The sequence below is a fragment of the Nannocystis punicea genome, assembly GCF_026965555.1.
Classification (GTDB): domain Bacteria; phylum Myxococcota_A; class Polyangia; order Nannocystales; family Nannocystaceae; genus Nannocystis; species Nannocystis punicea.
Window position 1 is genome coordinate 3,311,153 of record NZ_CP114040.1, and the last position, 15,408, is coordinate 3,326,560.

General features: G+C 68.8%; 10 protein-coding genes and 1 tRNA gene. 4 read left to right on the forward strand and 7 right to left on the reverse strand.

Annotation, left to right across the window (positions count from 1 at the left end; all coding sequences use genetic code 11):
• Nucleotides 1-31 precede the first annotated feature (31 nt).
• Entirely contained in the window at nt 32-2,047 is a 2,016-nt protein-coding gene (locus O0S08_RS12630; protein WP_269039351.1) for a vWA domain-containing protein, read from the reverse strand.
• A gap of 164 nt (nt 2,048-2,211) precedes the next feature.
• Nucleotides 2,212-3,495 (reverse strand): FG-GAP repeat domain-containing protein, encoded by a 1,284-nt coding sequence (locus O0S08_RS12635; RefSeq protein ID WP_269039352.1) that lies wholly within the window; start codon nt 3,493-3,495, stop codon nt 2,212-2,214.
• Nucleotides 3,496-3,848: 353 nt separating this feature from the next.
• Between O0S08_RS12635 and O0S08_RS12640 the strand changes: the two genes are divergently transcribed.
• Together O0S08_RS12640 and O0S08_RS12645 are read left to right on the forward strand one after the other, a co-directional pair.
• Nucleotides 3,849-7,697 carry a tetratricopeptide repeat protein gene (locus O0S08_RS12640; RefSeq protein WP_269039353.1) on the forward strand — a complete coding sequence of 1,283 codons (3,849 nt, stop codon included), beginning with the start codon at nt 3,849-3,851 and terminating at the stop codon, nt 7,695-7,697.
• 10 nt (nt 7,698-7,707) lie between these two features.
• The gene (locus O0S08_RS12645; RefSeq protein WP_269039354.1) at nt 7,708-8,394 is read left to right on the forward strand and encodes an RNA polymerase sigma factor; all 687 of its coding nucleotides are present in this window, start codon (nt 7,708-7,710) and stop codon (nt 8,392-8,394) included.
• 40 nt (nt 8,395-8,434) lie between these two features.
• Here O0S08_RS12645 and O0S08_RS12650 read toward each other — a convergent pair whose 3' ends face one another.
• The 3 genes from O0S08_RS12650 to O0S08_RS12660 are packed head-to-tail and all read right to left on the reverse strand — an operon-like array spanning nt 8,435 to nt 11,031.
• Nucleotides 8,435-9,898, reverse strand: coding sequence for a sodium:solute symporter family protein (locus O0S08_RS12650; RefSeq protein WP_269039355.1), 1,464 nt, complete (start codon nt 9,896-9,898; stop codon nt 8,435-8,437).
• A gap of 40 nt (nt 9,899-9,938) precedes the next feature.
• Complete coding sequence (locus O0S08_RS12655) at nt 9,939-10,154, reverse strand: hypothetical protein (protein ID WP_269039356.1); 216 nt, start codon at nt 10,152-10,154, stop codon at nt 9,939-9,941.
• Between the two features lie 58 nt (nt 10,155-10,212).
• Nucleotides 10,213-11,031 carry a hypothetical protein gene (locus O0S08_RS12660; RefSeq protein ID WP_269039357.1) on the reverse strand — a complete coding sequence of 273 codons (819 nt, stop codon included), beginning with the start codon at nt 11,029-11,031 and terminating at the stop codon, nt 10,213-10,215.
• Between the two features lie 208 nt (nt 11,032-11,239).
• Here O0S08_RS12660 and O0S08_RS12665 point away from each other — a divergent pair.
• Nucleotides 11,240-11,312: transfer RNA gene (locus tag O0S08_RS12665), tRNA-Lys, on the forward strand.
• 132 nt (nt 11,313-11,444) lie between these two features.
• A complete protein-coding gene (locus O0S08_RS12670; RefSeq protein WP_269039358.1) occupies nt 11,445-12,053 on the forward strand; it encodes a hypothetical protein in 609 nt (202 codons plus the stop codon).
• Nucleotides 12,054-12,063: 10 nt separating this feature from the next.
• On the opposite strand, the gene O0S08_RS12675 is transcribed toward O0S08_RS12670, so the two are convergent.
• Both O0S08_RS12675 and O0S08_RS12680 read right to left on the reverse strand, forming a co-directional pair.
• On the reverse strand, nt 12,064-13,932 hold the full coding sequence (locus O0S08_RS12675) for a hypothetical protein (protein WP_269039359.1): 1,869 nt from the start codon (nt 13,930-13,932) through the stop codon (nt 12,064-12,066).
• A gap of 147 nt (nt 13,933-14,079) precedes the next feature.
• Nucleotides 14,080-15,399, reverse strand: a complete 1,320-nt coding sequence (locus O0S08_RS12680) for a DUF1501 domain-containing protein (RefSeq protein ID WP_269039360.1) — start codon at nt 15,397-15,399, stop codon at nt 14,080-14,082.
• Nucleotides 15,400-15,408 lie beyond the last annotated feature (9 nt).

Below are 15,408 nucleotides of genomic sequence, written 5' to 3' on the forward strand. Positions count from 1 at the left end.
CCCGAGGTTCCTGTCTCGAGCGCCCTGTACTTCAGGGCAGGGCGCTGCGGCTGTGGACGGTCTCGCGGTTCATCAGCGTGCGGGCCTTGTCGACCAGCGCGACGAACTCGCGGCGGTGACCCTCGGGGTCGGGCAGCTCGGCCGACTGGGCCCACCAGCGGGCGGCGGCGAGGTCGAACTTCTCCATGCTGGGCGAGCCGCGCAGCTTGAGGCCGAAGGCGGCGACGGCGGCGGCGAGGCGCAGCTGCGGCGAGGCCTCGTCCCAGTCGGCGCGGGCCTCGGTGACGGGCGACTCGAACTTGGTGCTCTTGTCGCCGTCGGGCTGCTTGTAGCGGACCTTGATCGTCAGCAGCTCGGCGTCGGCGGGGCCGGCGGGGCGCTGGTACTTGAGGTTGTCGACCGCAGCCCCGGGCACGGGCCGACCGGCGGGCACGACCTCGTAGAGGGCGGTGACGCTGTCGCCCGCGCCGAGCTCGCCGGCGTCCTTCTTGTCGTCGTTGAACTGCTCGGCGGTCAGGGTCCGGTTCTCGTAGCCGAGCAGGCGATAGCCGGCGACGCGGTTGGGGTTCCACTCGACCTGCAGCTTGACGTCCTTGGCGACCGCGACGAGCGTGCCGCTGGCCTCGGCGACCAGCACCTTGCGCGCCTCCTTTTCGGAGTCGAGGTAGGCGTAGTTGCCGTTGCCGTGGTCGGCGATCTGCTCCATCGTCCGGTCGTTGTAGTTGCCGCGGCCGACGCCGAGCACGGTCAGGAACACGCCCGTCTTGCGCTCCTTCTCGATCAGCTTGACCAGGTCGTCGTGATCGGTGAGGCCGAGGTTGAAGTCGCCGTCGGTGGCCAAGAGCACGCGGTTGATGCCGCCCTTGAAGAAGTGCTTGTGGGCCTCGGCGTAGGCCAGGGCGATGCCGGCGCCGCCGTTGGTCCCGCCGCCCGCGCCCAGGCGATCGATGGCGCGCAGGATCGTCTGCTTCTCGCTGCCGGGCGTGGTCGGCAGGGCGACGTGGGTGTCGCCGGCGTAGGTGACGAGGGAGATCCGGTCCTCCGGGCGCAGCTGCTCGGCGAGCAGCGACAGGCCCTTCTTCACCAGGCCGAGCTTGTCGTCGTCGCTCATCGAGCCGGAGGTGTCGACCAGGAACACGAGGTTGCGCGCGGGCACGCGGTCGGTCTCGATCTTCTTGGCCTGCAGGTGCACGCGCACCAGCTGGTGGCCCTTCTTCCACGGACACGGCGCGACCTCGGCGCCGACGCCGAGCGGGTGGTCGCCCTCGGGCGCGGGGTAGGCGTAGTCGAAGTAGTTGATCATCTCCTCGACGCGCACCGCGTCCGGCGGGGGCAGCCAGTTGTCGCCGAGGAACCGACGGACGTTGCTGTAGCTGGCGGTGTCGACGTCGATCGAGAAGGTCGACAGCGGCGCGGCGTGGGTCAGCGTCCACGCGGCCTCCTGGACCTTGGCGTAGCGATCGCCGCCCGGGCCGCCGGCGACGTCGTGGCCGGAGAGGCCGCCCCACACGTCGGCGTCGTCGTTGCCGACGGCGTAGGCGCTGCCATAGGGGCTGCCGATCGTGCCCTCGCCGGTGCCGCCGCCGCCGCGACCGGTGCCGACGAGGCCGAGGCCGCCGACGCCGTAGCCCTCGCCGATCTCGGTGCCGGTGAGGCCGGCGAAGCCGCTGGCCATCTGCGGGATGGCGTCCTTCGGGCCCTTCATCGCGTAGAGGCCCGACTTGCTCTTCGAGGTGGGCCTGCCCATCTTGCCCTCCTCGCCCTTGTGACGCTGGCCGCTGCCCGCGGCCTCGTCGTCGCTGTTCTCGTGCTCGATGGGCGGGTCTTCCTCTTCGATCGTGTCCGGCTTGGCGATCGCGCGGAGGAAGCGGTTGGTCGAGTAGCCGCCCTCGCTGACGATGTCGTCGATGGTCGGCTCGGGGGTGCAGGCGGGGAGCAGCGCGCCGAGGAGGGCCACCGCGGCGGGGAGCAGGCGCGTGAGGCGGGCGCGCTGCGGGGAGACGAAGTAGTGCGGGACGACAAGACGGACGGGCGAGGTGCGATGCATGACGGCTCTCCGAAATCGACGGGGGCCGAGACACGGGTGATGCGCTCCGGTTCCTCGCGGCAAAAAAACTTCGCGTGGACGTGCGCCGGGACGGGCCGCGGCGACGACCTGCGAAGTCGCCGGGAACCTGCCCCGGAGCCGGTTGTCGGCCCGCGGACGGCCGATCACGGGTCGGCGAGGAGCACGGTCGCGCCGGCGCCGAAGGCGTCCGCAGTGACGATGTCGAGCGCGCCGTCGTCGTCGAAGTCGGCGGCGGCGAGGTCCATCGGCCCGGCGCCGACGTCGAAGCGAGCGATGTCGACGATGTCCTGGACGCCCAGGCCGGTGATGACGACGAGCTCGCCCCGGGTGTGGTCGACTGCGACGAGCTCGGGCGGGCCGTCGCCGTCGAGGTCGGCGCCGATCACGGCGTAGAGGCCCTCGCCGAGGAGGATCGGGATGTACTCGCCGAACTCGGCGCCGCCCAGGCCGGGCAAGATCGACAGGTGATCGGCGGTGAAGCTGGCGGTGGCGAGGTCGAGCAGGCCGTCGAGGTTGAGGTCGGCGGCGACGAGCCGGCGCGGCTCGGGGTTGACGAACCGCTGGCCGGCGTCGACGAAGGTACCTGGCCCATCGGACAGGAGGATGGTGACGCGAGCCTGGTTCTGGTCGGCGCTGACGAGGTCGAGGCGGCCGTCGGCGTCGACGTCGGCGACGATGACGTCGTAGGGCTCGTCGCCCACCGGGTAGACGACCGGGTCGGCGAATTCGCCGCCGCCGGAATTGAGGAACACGAGCACTGCATCGCCGGACTCGTCGGCGACGGCGAGGTCGAGCAGGCCGTCGTCGTCGAGGTCGGCGGCGGCGAGGGCCCGCGGTTCGCTGCCGGCCTTGACCGGCTGCGGCGGGTCGTAGACGAGACCGGGGCCGACGTGGCGGTAGACGCCGACGAGACCGACGCCCGGGTCGGCGAACACGAGGTCGAGGCGGCCGTCACCGTCGACGTCGCCGGCGATCACGTCGCGCGGGTGCAGGAAGGCCGGGAGGTCAGGGCCGGCGGTGAACTGACCGTGGCCGTCACCTGTCTGAATAGTCAGGTCGCCGGCATCGAAGTCGGCCAGCAGGAGATCCTCGTCGCCGTCGAGGTCGAGGTCGGCGACGGCGACTGCGACCGGGCGCGGGCCGGTCGGCAGGTGGACGCCGGGCGCGAAGCAGAACTCGCCGGGCTGGCGCATGCCGTCGCCGCACACCGCGACGGGGCCGGTGGTGCCGCTGGTGCCGGGGCCGGAGGTGGTGGTCGTCGCGTCGGAGGTGGTGGTCGATGTGGTCGGGTCGGAGCTGGTCTCTGAGACATGTCCTGAAGTGCTGCCGCTGCCGGTGCTCGTGGGCTCGCCGCCCGATGCGTCGCTGCTGCCCGGGGCGGTCGGCGTGCAGCTGACGAGGAGGGCGAGGAGGACGCGCGACTTCACCTTGAGAGGATACGCCGGGCCCGGTCGGCCGGGCTCGCGCGATCTGTAGCCGTCCTATGAGCGGCAGCCGCACGCCGAAATAGAGGATGGAAGGCGGATCGGCCGTACCGGTCCACGGCGGCGACAAAAAATATGCGGGTCGTCGTAACGTTCCGGGCAGAACTCGGATGAACCGGGCAACGCTCATGCGCAGCTCCATCCCGAACTCTCCATCCTCCCCCGCATCCTCTTGCACCGCACTCGTCGACCTGTATCTAGGCGAAGATGGCGCGCTCCACCTCTCCTGGATGGAGGGACCCGGGCAGGCGCCACGCCGCGTGTCACCTCCTCAGGTGCGCAGGCTCCTTACTCGTATGCAGGACGTCCGTGACGCCGAGCAGACTCACGACGTCGCGCGTGTTCAGGCGGCGAGACTGGCGGCCAGTGCCGAGCTCTACGACCTGCTCGATGGAGCAGAGCGAGCACTGGCTCGCCGTATCGAAGAAGCCGAGCAAGGGGGCATGGCGCTGCTCGTCTCAGTGCGGGCACTTGCCAAGCATCACGATGCTCTCCGTGAGCACCCGGCGACGCAGATGGGGTGGCATCTCTTGTCCTTCGCGGACGCAGAGGAGCACGGTCGGTATCGCTTCGCCGTCGTGCTGCAGCTCGGGCCGCGAAACTCGGTCGTGCCGGATCCCTTACCGCACTCCGGGCTGCGGATCCTCTACATGGCCTTTTCACCGCGGGACGTCGAGCCCGTGCTCGACTTTGAGGGAGAGGAAGAGCGCTTCCTCGAGGTGCTCGCGCCTTTCGTTCAAGCCGGCCGGGCACTGGTCCGCGTCGTCGAAGATGGCACGCTGGAAGACCTCATGAGGGCGTTGCTCCTCGAGTCCTACGACGTTGTGCATCTTTCCGGCCACGGTCTGATGACCTCGCACGGACCACAGCTGGTGATGGAAGACGACACCGGCATGCGCCGGCGTAACCTCGACGGTACGCCCGCCGATGTCTCGCCCGCATCGCTCATCGAAGCGCTTCGGCGCGCGGAATCGATGCCATCGATCGTGATGTTGTCGAACTGCCACAGCGCCGAGTCCCGAGACGCGATGCCGAGCTTCGCAGTCGAGCTGGTGGCTGCAGGGGTTCCGGCTGTGCTGGGATGGACGAGGCCGGTGCGCGACGACCAGGCGACGGAAGTGACCAGCGACATCTACCAGCAGCTCGCCGCTGGCAGGCCGCTGCCGATGGCCGTCGAGCTCGCCCGCGACTTGTTGCGCCGGCGCGAAGCCAAGAGTCCGCAGCGGAGTCACACCTGGACGACGCTTGCGCTGGTCACCGGCGGAGCTGCCGGAGTCCGCATCGACCGCCAAGCGCCACCTCTGCCCGCGCTGATCGACGCCTCGGCAACCTATCAATTCCTCGAGCGAAGTCCGATGCGGGTACTGCGTCGTGGCTTCGTTGGCCGGCGGCGGCCACTGCAGCGCATCGTCCGCCTGCTTCGCGACGGCATGTTTGCAGAGCACGACGGCGCGGCACAGCGTGCTGTCGCTGGCCTCGTGGTGTGGGGGATGAAAGGAGTCGGCAAGTCGTGCCTGGTCGCGCGCGCCGTCGAGCGAGTCCGCCAGCACGACCCTGAGCTGGGCATGATCGTCCTCCATGGTGCGCTCGACGACACGGGCGTGGTCCGCGCCTTCCAGCGGCTGGCGATCGATCACTGGCATGATGCCGAGGCCGAGAAGATCCTGGCGTCGGTGAAAGAGTCGGTCTTGCTGCGCGTCCGTCGGGTGCTCGCTCGCTGGCGTGACCGCGGGCTGGTGCTGATCTTCGATGACTTCGAGCAGAACATCGAGCTCCGCAATGACGGCCCGTCGCGCTTGCACCCCTACGCCGCCGAGTTGTTGGACACGCTTCTGCCGGCATGCCAGCTCGGCCGGCCCAAACTGCTGATCACGACGACGGCGATCTTTGCCGTACCCGGGCCTGAGCCGACAGTGCTCGGCGAACTCCGCCTGGGACCGCTCGAGCCCGCTTCTGTGCGGAAGTTGTGGATGCGAGGTCCATCAGCGAGCGAGCACATCCCGGTCTCCCTCGGACAGTGGGAGCTCCTCGCGGCGCGCTTGGGTCGCAACGGCAGGATCTTGAGCTGGGCTCGCGACTTGCTGAGCCGCAAGACCTCCGAGGAGTTGGTCACGATCGCCGCGCGGGCGGCCGCGACCGTACCCGTGTGGGAGCCCGGGGACGAGACGCGGCAAGCAAAGCACGACGAGCTCGCAAGCCTGTTCCTCCGGCACATGGCCCACGAGGAGGCGCGCGCGACTGTCGGCTCCGACGTGCAGTTTTTTCTGCAGCGTGTGCGCGTCTACGAGGTCGCAGTTCCGGTCGACGCGTTCGTCGAGCTCACCGAAGGGTTGACGCTCGACCTCGACCGCGACCTCGTGGCGCTGGCGAATCTCGGCTTGTTGGAGGTCGGCGAGCTCGACGGACAGCGTGCCTATCGCGTCAGTCCGCTCGTCGAACCGAAGTTCACGGCCGAGCGGCCGGAGCATTGGCACAGCATCGCGTCGCGCTACTGGTGGCAAGTTGCCCACGCGGACGAGGCTTCGCCCGCGTTTTTCGAGCGCGTGGGTTATTCGTGGCGCCACGCGCTCGCCGGCCGCCACGCGCAGCTCGCGGACCAAGCCGGCCGGGACATCCACCTCATATTGCATGAGTCGGGGTTTTATGCCGAGAATCTGCAGCGGGCGGAAGAGCACCTCGCCGCGTTGCCCGATTCCCCGTTCGGAGCCCTGTGGGTTGGCGACGCGGAGAACTATGCCGCGGGTCCCACGCAACGCGCGCACGATCTGCTGCAGAACGCCTTGCGCAGGTTGATCGAGGCGCATGGTACGGAGAATCACCCGGAGGTGGCGGCGTGTCTCCACGCGCTAGGCGGTGTCCTGCACGCACAGGGTCGTCTGCCCGCGGCCCGCGCTATCCACGAGCGAGCGCTGGAGATCCAGGTCGCGGTACACGGTACCGACAAGCACCTGTCCGTCGCGGTCTGTCTTCATGCTCTCGGGATCGTCTTCGACGATCAAGGCGACTTCCCTGGTGCTCGCGCCGCTCTCGAGCGCTCTCTGGCCATCAAGGCTGAGCTTCTCGGCAGTGACAAATTCCCGGAGGTCGCGGCCGGTTTGCACGTATTGGCGAGTGTACTCACAGCACAGGGCGATTACGGAGCTGCACGCGCAGCACTCGAGCGCTCCCTGGCGATCAAAGCGGAGTTGTTCGGCAGCGAGAATCATCCGGATATTGCAGCGACCCTGCAGGCGCTGGGCGGAGTTCTCCTCGCTCAGGGGGAACTACCGGCTGCTCGAGCCGCCCTTGAGCGCGCGCTCGCCATCGAGAGGGAGGTCCATGGCACCGAAAAACACCTTTCCGTCGCGGTCTGTCTGCACGCGCTCGGGGATGTCTTCCTCGCATCAGGCGATGTGCCGGCCGCTCGCGCCGCGTTTGCCCGTGCGCTCGCCGTCAAGCTCGAGGTGTACGGCACTGACAGGCACGCATCGATCGCCACCAGCTTGTACGCGTTAGGCTGCGTCCTTCAGACCGAGGGCGACCTCGCCTCCGCATACAACCATCTCAAGCGCGCATTGGAGATCCAAATCGAAGTCCATGGCACCGAGAAGCATCCGTACGTGGCCTCCGGCTTCCATGCCCTGGGTGGCGTCCTTCTGGCTCAAGGCGAACTCGCAGCCGCTCGCGCCGCTCTCGAGCGGTCCCTCGAAATCAAATTCGAACTGCACGTCGACGACGACCATCGGTCGATTGCCGCCGGCTTGCACGTCCTCGGCAATATTCTCTTTCAGCAGGGGGATCTCCGGGGTGCTCGAGCCGCGCTGGAGCGATCTCTCGCCATCACGATCGAGCTCCATGGTGCCAGCAAGCATTTCGACGTCTCGTCCGGCCTCCATAGCCTGTCCATGGTCTGTCTGGTCGAAGGCAAGCTGCAAGACGCCGTCATGCTCCTCCGCCGAGCCCTCGACATCGAGGAGCGATGCTTCGGAAGCCTCGAGCAGTACCACTCTGCAGAGATCGAAGCCGCGCTGGCGATGGTGCTCTTGCGCCTTCAGCAGCATGACGAAGCTCGAGGACGACTCGCACACGCCGTTCCCTTGCTCGCCGCTGTCAACCCCCATCACCCCATGGTGCTGCAATACGCAGCATGGATCAACCGTCGATAGCCACACGCCGATGTCGTTCGTCGAATCTCTGCTGAAGGTCGCGATGCAGGCGCAAGCGCCGGTCGCAGAGGATCTCACAGCCTTGCGCGCCGCGGTCTTCCGGCGATTGCACAGCTCGGGTTGGCGTCCCTCGCTGCAGCCCGCGCGGGGCCTTCCTCACATGCGACGCTCCGACGAGGCGCTGCTCGCGGCCTTCCTCGCCGGCGACGCAGACGCATTTGAAGAGTTAGCGAAGCGCCACCTAGCATGGCTCGTCGGCCATGTGCGCCGTAACCTCGCTCGGACAGCCGACGCGGACGACCTGGTCCAGGATGCCTGGATCGTCCTACTCGAGCGGGGGGCCGAGGTCTTGCGACACCCGAGCCCGAACGTTGCCGGATTCATCTTCGGCGTGCTGCGCAATCGGATTCGAAAGACCCTCGGTACGCGAGATTTCGGGCTCGACTCCTTCTCCGAACCCGTCGATGCCGTCGATCTCGCCGACCTGATGAGCGAGCGCCAGCAGTGGGCGCGAGTTGTCCGACTGCTCGAGCGAGAGTGTAACTTGCTTGAACAAGAGGTGCTCGCCCGCGTGCTCGACGGCTTGAAGAACACGGAGATCGCCGACGCGCTCGAGCTCAAGCCCGGTCATGTTCGCAAGCTCAAGCACGATGCCCTCAAGAAGATTCGCGCTGCGTTGCGACAAGAGCCGGCCTGACGCCACGTTGAATTCCGCGAGCGGTGATGACTGAGAGGTCTCAGGCCGGGCCGAGGGCCCTGGCGACCACGTGGGAGGGTGGGGGGCGGGACAGGGCGGTGCCGACGAGGGCGCCGGCGATGGCCGCGACCAGGCCCCAGGCGACGGGGAGGACGCCGAAGGGCGCGGGGAGGATGCCGGCGAAGGCGAGGCCGAGAGCGAGGTTGCCGGCGGCGATCGAGGCGATGGCGCCGGTGGCAGTGAAGCGACGCCAGCGGACGCCGAGCAGCAAGGTGGGGGTGAGGGTGACGTAGCCGGAGAAGCTGAAGGCGGCGATGTCGAACAGCGAGGCCGGGCGCGCGAGCACGAGGACGAACACTGCGGCCGACAGGGCGAGGGTGAACAGGCGCGCGGCCACGACCTCGCGCGCGGGCGCGAGGCCGGGCAGGAGCCGGCGCAGGACGTCGCGGGTGAGCATCGACGAGAGGGTGAGCAGCTGGGCGTCGAGGGTGGACATGACGGCGGCGAGGACGCCGGCGAGCGCCATGCCCTGAAGGACAGGTCCCAAGTGACGGGCGACGAGCAGCGGGAAGATGGCGTCGCTGGCCTTGCCCTGCAGGCCGGCGATCTCGGCCGCCCCCCACACGCCGAACAGCACCGCCGGTAGCCACAGGACCACCAGCACGACCGGGTACAGGCGGCACACGTTCTTGAGCGCGGCGGCGTCGCGGGCGGCGAACACCCGCACGAGCATGTGCGGGAAGGCGATCACGGTCAGCGAGATCGCCAGCGCCCACGAGGCCCACGGGCCCGGGGCGAAGGCGCCGGCGGTGGTTTTTTCGAGGAGGTGCGGGGCGCGGTCCTGGACGGCGGCGGTGGCCGCACCGAGGCCGCCGAGGCGATCGGCGATCAAGAAGAAGGCGGCGACGATGAAGCCGAGGAAGGTCGCGCCCTGAAACACGTTGGTCCACATGGTGGCCCGCATGCCGCCGAGCGCGGTGTAGGCGATCGTGATGCCGAGGATCAGGGCCGATGCTGCCCCGAAGGACAGGTTGCCCTCGGTCAGGACCTCGGCGGTCAGGCCGGCGCCGATCACCGCGGTGACCATGTACGGGAGGGTGTAGAGGAAGAAGGCGGCGAACAGCGCCAGGCCCACCGCGGGCGAGCCGAAGCGCTCGGCGTAGAGCTCGGCCGGGGTGATGGCGCCGAGGCGACGCGCGGCGCGACGGGCGGGCTCGCCGATGAGGAAGAAGGTCAGCGGGATGCCGAGGCCGACGATGGCGGCGTTGAGGCCGAACACCGCGACGCCCTGGTGATAAGCGAGGCCGGGGATCCCGAGCAGCACGAACGGGGTGACGTTGGTGCCGAACAGGGCCATGAAGAGGACGAAGGTGCGGGCGGCGCGGCCGCCGAGGAAGTAATCCTCGGGGGTGCCGGCGGTGCGGCGATAGGCGACGGCGCCGATCACCAGAGTGACGGCGAGATAGACGGCGACGACCAGGCCGATCGCGGCGAGCGAGCTCATGATGCGTCCTGGTCTTCGGGCCAGGTCGTGAGAGGCGAGATCACGGGTCGTCCGGGTCCTCCGGCCAGATCGCGCCCGAGGTCATGTAGAACACCAGAAAGGTGGCCGCGGCCATCCACGCCAGGTGATAGGCGAGGTCCCACGGCAGCCAGCCGAGCACGAGCGGGCCAGGGCCGGCGTTCCAGGTGTCGACGTGGAGGACGATCAGCGCGACCGCGAGGCCGGCGAACAGCCGCTGATGCGCCGCGGGGGACATTGCCGCGATGGTACGCGATGCGAGGTCGCGGGTGGGGCTGCGCGAGGTCGGGCCGGCGTCAGTTGTTGTTGAACACGCAGTACCGCGGGTCGGCGCTGCAGACGTTGTCGACGCAGGCGAGGTTGTCGCACTGGCCCAGGTTGCTGCACGGCTCGCCCGCCGGCCGCGTCTTCCGACAGATGCCGGTGGGGCTGTCGCTGGTGTCGCACCAGAGATCGAGGCCGCCGCACCAGCCGTCGCGGCAGGGGTCGCCGAGCTGCGGCCTGGGGACGCAGATGTTCTGGTCGAAGTCGCAGATCTGGTCGGCGCCGCAGAAGCCGACGTTCTGCTCGCCCTCGCGGCACTTGTCGCCCCCGTCGACGGGCGGCACGGGGCCGGTGCACACGCCGCCGTTGCAGAACAGGTGCGGGCCGCACGGGTCGACGATGTCGGCGATGAAGTCGCAGGTGTCGCCCTCGGCGCGGGTGCCGACGAAGTCCTCGCAGGTACCGCACGGCGAGGCCTCGTCGACGTCGCAGGAGGTCCACTCGTGGCGCAGCACCAGCTTGCGCGCGCACAGCGGGTCGAACACGCTGCCGGCCGCGAGGTAGACCTTGTTGCGGCCGATGTTCTTGGCGGTCTGGTCCTCGACGCAGGTGCTCGGGACCCCGGAGCAGTCGCAGGCCGCGAGCTTGGCGCAGGTCGCCTCCGCGAGCGCCGCAGCGTACTCCTCGTGGGTGGCAAAAGGCTCGAGGTCGGCCGGACATTCCGCGGGCGCGGTGCCCGTGGCGTCGCCACCGGTGGCCGGCAGCGGCTCGGTGTCGGAGCCGCCGGGATCGCCGGGGCCGCAGGCAAAAAGCAGGGATAGGAGGGCGAAGCAGGGTCGGCGTTGGCGCATGGCGAGGCAGCGTGGGTTGTTCGATTATCCATGCGCTAGCGCACGGTTCGTCGAGTCGTTCGCGAGTTCGTGGCTCTTGATGGCTCTGAAGGCACGAACAAGACCGCTCTGGCCGCTATTCCCCGGGGGGACGGGGGGGCCGGACCTCGCTCGCGGCGAAAATACCTGTTGCGTCCCCATGGGGATCGTGTAGAAGGGGGGCCGCTTCGGGCTCGTAGCTCAATTGGCAGAGCAAGGGACTCTTAATCCCTGGGTTGTAGGTTCGATTCCTACCGGGCTCACCGAAGAATGAAGGCCAGAGGTCCAAAAGACCCCTGGCCTTCGCTTTTTGGTCGCGCGGCGCTCGACGTCCGCGGGTCGGTGCTGGCGGCGACTGCGACCGCTCGAGGCAGATCTGTTAACCTCGACCGGTCATGCGTCCGCTCCGACCCGCCCTGTTGGCTCTGGCCCTGGCCGTGGCCGCCTGTTCGATGCACCCGGTGTACGTCGCCGAGATGGAGACGAAGATCCCCCAGCCCGGCGAGCTGCGGCGGATCGAGCACCCGCTGTTCATCATCCTCGACCCCGCCAAGCTGCCCGACACGATGACGGCGCTCGGGCAGGGGGTGAAGCCGATCGAGGTGCACGGCCTGCACACGTTCGTCGAGCGCGACCTGCAGCGGACGATGACGCAGCTGTTCTCGACGGTGACGGTGGGGCCGCCGTCGCTGCCGGCGCCGAGCGGGATCTTCCTCACCGGCGAGGTGCTGGTGAATTCGCTGTCGAGCTTCGTGGGCACGCGCGGGCCGGGGACGCCGTCGGGGGTCTACGTGCGCATGCAGTGGAGCTTCCGGATCCGCGCCTACGGGGCGCCGGCCGACGCGTTCATCTACCAGGGCACGGCCGAGAGCACGGTGCCGATCACGGCGACCAGCACGACCCAGCCGGCGCTGCAGACCCTGTTCGAGGACGCGTTGCGCCGGCTCGTGTCGCACTACGACGGCCAGAAGGCCTACGAGCGGATGTCGCGCATCGGCGCGTGAGGTCGCGGCCTCACTCGAAGGCGGCGACGCGGACGGTGATCTCCTTGGCGTCGCCCTCGGGGACGAGGAAGCGGGTCCGGTACAGGGTGCCGGTGTCGTCCTGCACGTAGAGGACGGTCTCGCCCGGGTCGAGGCGCAGCTTCTCGCGGATGGCGTCGCCCGCGCCGGCGAGGTCGGTGGCCGAGGCCTTGCAGCTCGGCTGTACTTCGGGACAGGTGAAGAAGCCGGGGTTGGGGTGCTTGTAATCGGCGTTCGGCGGCAGGTCGTCGGACGCGACGTAGAACAGGTAGGGCAGGCCGTCGCCGCCGCGGCGGTAGTAGAAGTCGACGGGGCCGTTGTTCTTCCAGTAGTCGCCGAGCAGGAGGTCGGCGATCTTGGGCGCCTGCTCCTGCAAGTAGGGCCGCACCGACTCGGCGATCTGCGGGCCGGTGATGCCGATGTCGATGTCGCGCAGGGTGAAGGCGACGTCGGCCTCGCCCTCGGGGATGTCGATGCTCGGCGGGGTGTGCAGGGCGATCTGCGCGACCTCGTTGATCAGCTCCCACACGTACTGGTCCTTCGGCGGGTTGCCGAGGTTGAGGAACACGTCGAACAGGGCCCAGCCCGGCGGGTCGGGGCCGACGTAGATGTGAGCGCCGAGGTTGCAGGAGAACAGGACCTCGTAGCACTTGTCGAAGATCCGGTTCTTGTACTTCTCGCGGCCGCCGGCGACGATCACGCTCTCGAGCAGCCACGGCTCGATCGCCCACGCCGAGCCCGGCCAGGTCGCCTTCACCAGGTCGACGTTCTCCGGCAGGTTCTGCTTGCAGGCGTCGTCGCCGGCGCACGAGTTGATGAAGTCGTCGTGCTCGGAGATGGCGAAGCGGAGGTCGACCCGCGGCTCGTCGGCGACGCCGACGATCGAGAACTTGGCCGGGTCGTTGAAGTCGAACTCGAGCGGCTCGCCGTAGGTCGGGCCGGTCACGTCGACGACGGTCGACATGTAATCTTTCCCTTTGGACAGGTCGATGCCGTCGAGCAGGCGGAGGTTGCTGGCCGCCTCGATGTTCATGGCGAACTCGGGCGTGAGGCACTCGCTGGTGATCGGGAAGCTCGGGTCGACGATGCCCGGGTGGCCGCCCATCGGCCCGAGCTTGGCGGCCAGGGTGGTGAGGTCCTGCAGCGCGTCGTCGAGGTAGAGCGGCAGCGAGGTGCCGTCGCCGCCGATGTGCGGGTGGGTGGCGAGCAGGTTGCGCTGCAGGGCGACGACCAGCTCCGGGGTGGTGATGAACTCCTCGGTGCGCTGGATGCCGAGGGTCTCGGCGAGGATCTGGCTGAAGCCGCCGCCGATGCCGAGGCCGTCGGCCAGGCCCTGCATGCCGTCGATCGAGGTGCCCTCGACCTTGGCGTTGGCCGGGGTCATGGTGAGGATCCGGATCAGCGAGTACTCGGCGCTGGTCTCCCAGGTGTTGTCGGGGCCCTTGAAGTCGGTGCCCGAGCAGTCGTGCTTCGGGTCGGCGCTGTCGGCCTTCCAGCCGGTGCCGCAGGCGCCCTTGATCGTGTCGAGGGTGTTCTTCAGGAGGGTCCCCGACTCGATGTCGAGCAGCTTGATCTCCTTGGCGGTGTCGCCGAACAGCTGGGCCGCCTCGGCCTTGTTCATGCTGAGCTTGAGCGGCGGGACCGGGTCGTCGTTGAGCCGCAGGACGAACTCCTGCTCGGGGCCGAAGCCGTCGGCGCCGGTGGTGGTCGGCTGCTCGGTGTTCTCGCCGGCCGTGGTCGAGGTCGGGTTCGGGCCCTCGGTGGTGCCGGTCTCGGTGGCAGAGTCGGCGGGCGAGTCGCCGCCGTTGCACGCGGCGAGGGCGAGGACGAGGAGGCGAGCGGTCGGCTGCGTGGTGGCCATTGGGGCTTCCCGTAAGACTTCACCTTATCACAGCCGCGCGTGGCGGCGCGACGGCCCGCAAAACGCCGCGAGCGGCTCCAGAAGCCCCGGGGGCCGCTGGACGCCGCTCGCGCCGCTCGTTCGGTCGTCGGTCGCTCGCCTGCGGGCTCAGGCGAGGAGGTCCATCTCGTCGCCCTTCTCGATGGCGATCGGGTACTGCTTCATGAGGTCGTGGCCGTCGATCTTGGCCAGGCGCCGCAGGCTGGCGTGGACGTGGCGCGGCTCGATGTGGATGCCCGAGTCGCTCTGCTTGAGCGTCTTGGGGTCCCAGTTGAAGGCGTTGTGGCGGTCGTCGGAGGCGCCGATGACCTTGTTGCCGCCGATGCCCTTGCCCATCATCATGAGGCTGGTGATGGCCCAGTGGTCCTTGCCGTTGGTGTCGTTGTAGCCGGGCGTGCGGCCGAAGTCGGAGCCGCACAGGACGACGAAGTTGTCGCCGATGCCCTGCACCTCGGCCTCGGACCACAGGAAGTCGAGGCCGTCGAGGATCTGGACCAGCCGCGGGATGTGGCTGTTGTCGTGATCGCCGTGGGTGTCGAAGCCGCCGATGTCGAGGTTGACCGAGATCGAGATGCCGGCGCGGAAGGCGGCCAGCGCGACCTGGATCTGGCGACGCAGCGGGTTCGGCCCGTTGTCGAGCATGTCCGGCAGGTACTGCTGCAGCTTCTTCAGCTCGTTGCTGCCGGTGCGCGAGGCGTAGAGGTTGCCGATCGCGTTCTGCACGCGCGGCAGCTGCTCGGTGGCGAGGAGCCGCTCCTTGCGCGCCTCCTGGGCCTTCTTGATCAGGTCGTTGGCCACCGGCGAGTGGAACAGGCTGTTCTCGTCCTCCGGGTTGGCGCGGTCGGGGTAGGCGATGCGGGCCAGCGCCTGGGTGTTGCCCGAGCGCGTGCGGGCGACCTGACCCTGCGTGTCGTCGTAGCCGCCGAAGCTGAGGTAGCTCATCGGCAGCGCGTGGCCGTGGACGGCGGCGACCAGCGCGGCGAGGCTCGGGTAGCCCTCGGCGAGGCGGCCCGACCAGCAGTGGCGCGAGCCGCTGTCGTGGCCGTTCGACTGCATGTCGAGGCCGTTGATCACGCGCAGCCGCTTGTAGTGCTTCTGGAAGAAGGCCTCGTAAGCGGTCGGGTTGTCCATCGTCCCGATGTTCGGGTACTTGATGTTGCCCGCGGCGTCGATCTGGTCGAACGTGAAGGCGTGGTTCATCGCCTCGTTGTCGTCGGGGCCCTTGCCGCCCTTCGGATCGCACAGCGAGGTCGGGTCCCACCCGCCGCCGGCGTTGAGGAACACCCACAGCGGGCCGGTGTAGGTCTCGGCCAGCGGCGGCAGGTTGGGGTTCTTGAGCGCGCCCGGGCCCCGGCCTGCGAACACGGTCGGGGACACGGCCGCGAGGCCCGCGAGGGACATGAGCTTGAAGAAATTACGACGGTCCATGATGTCCTC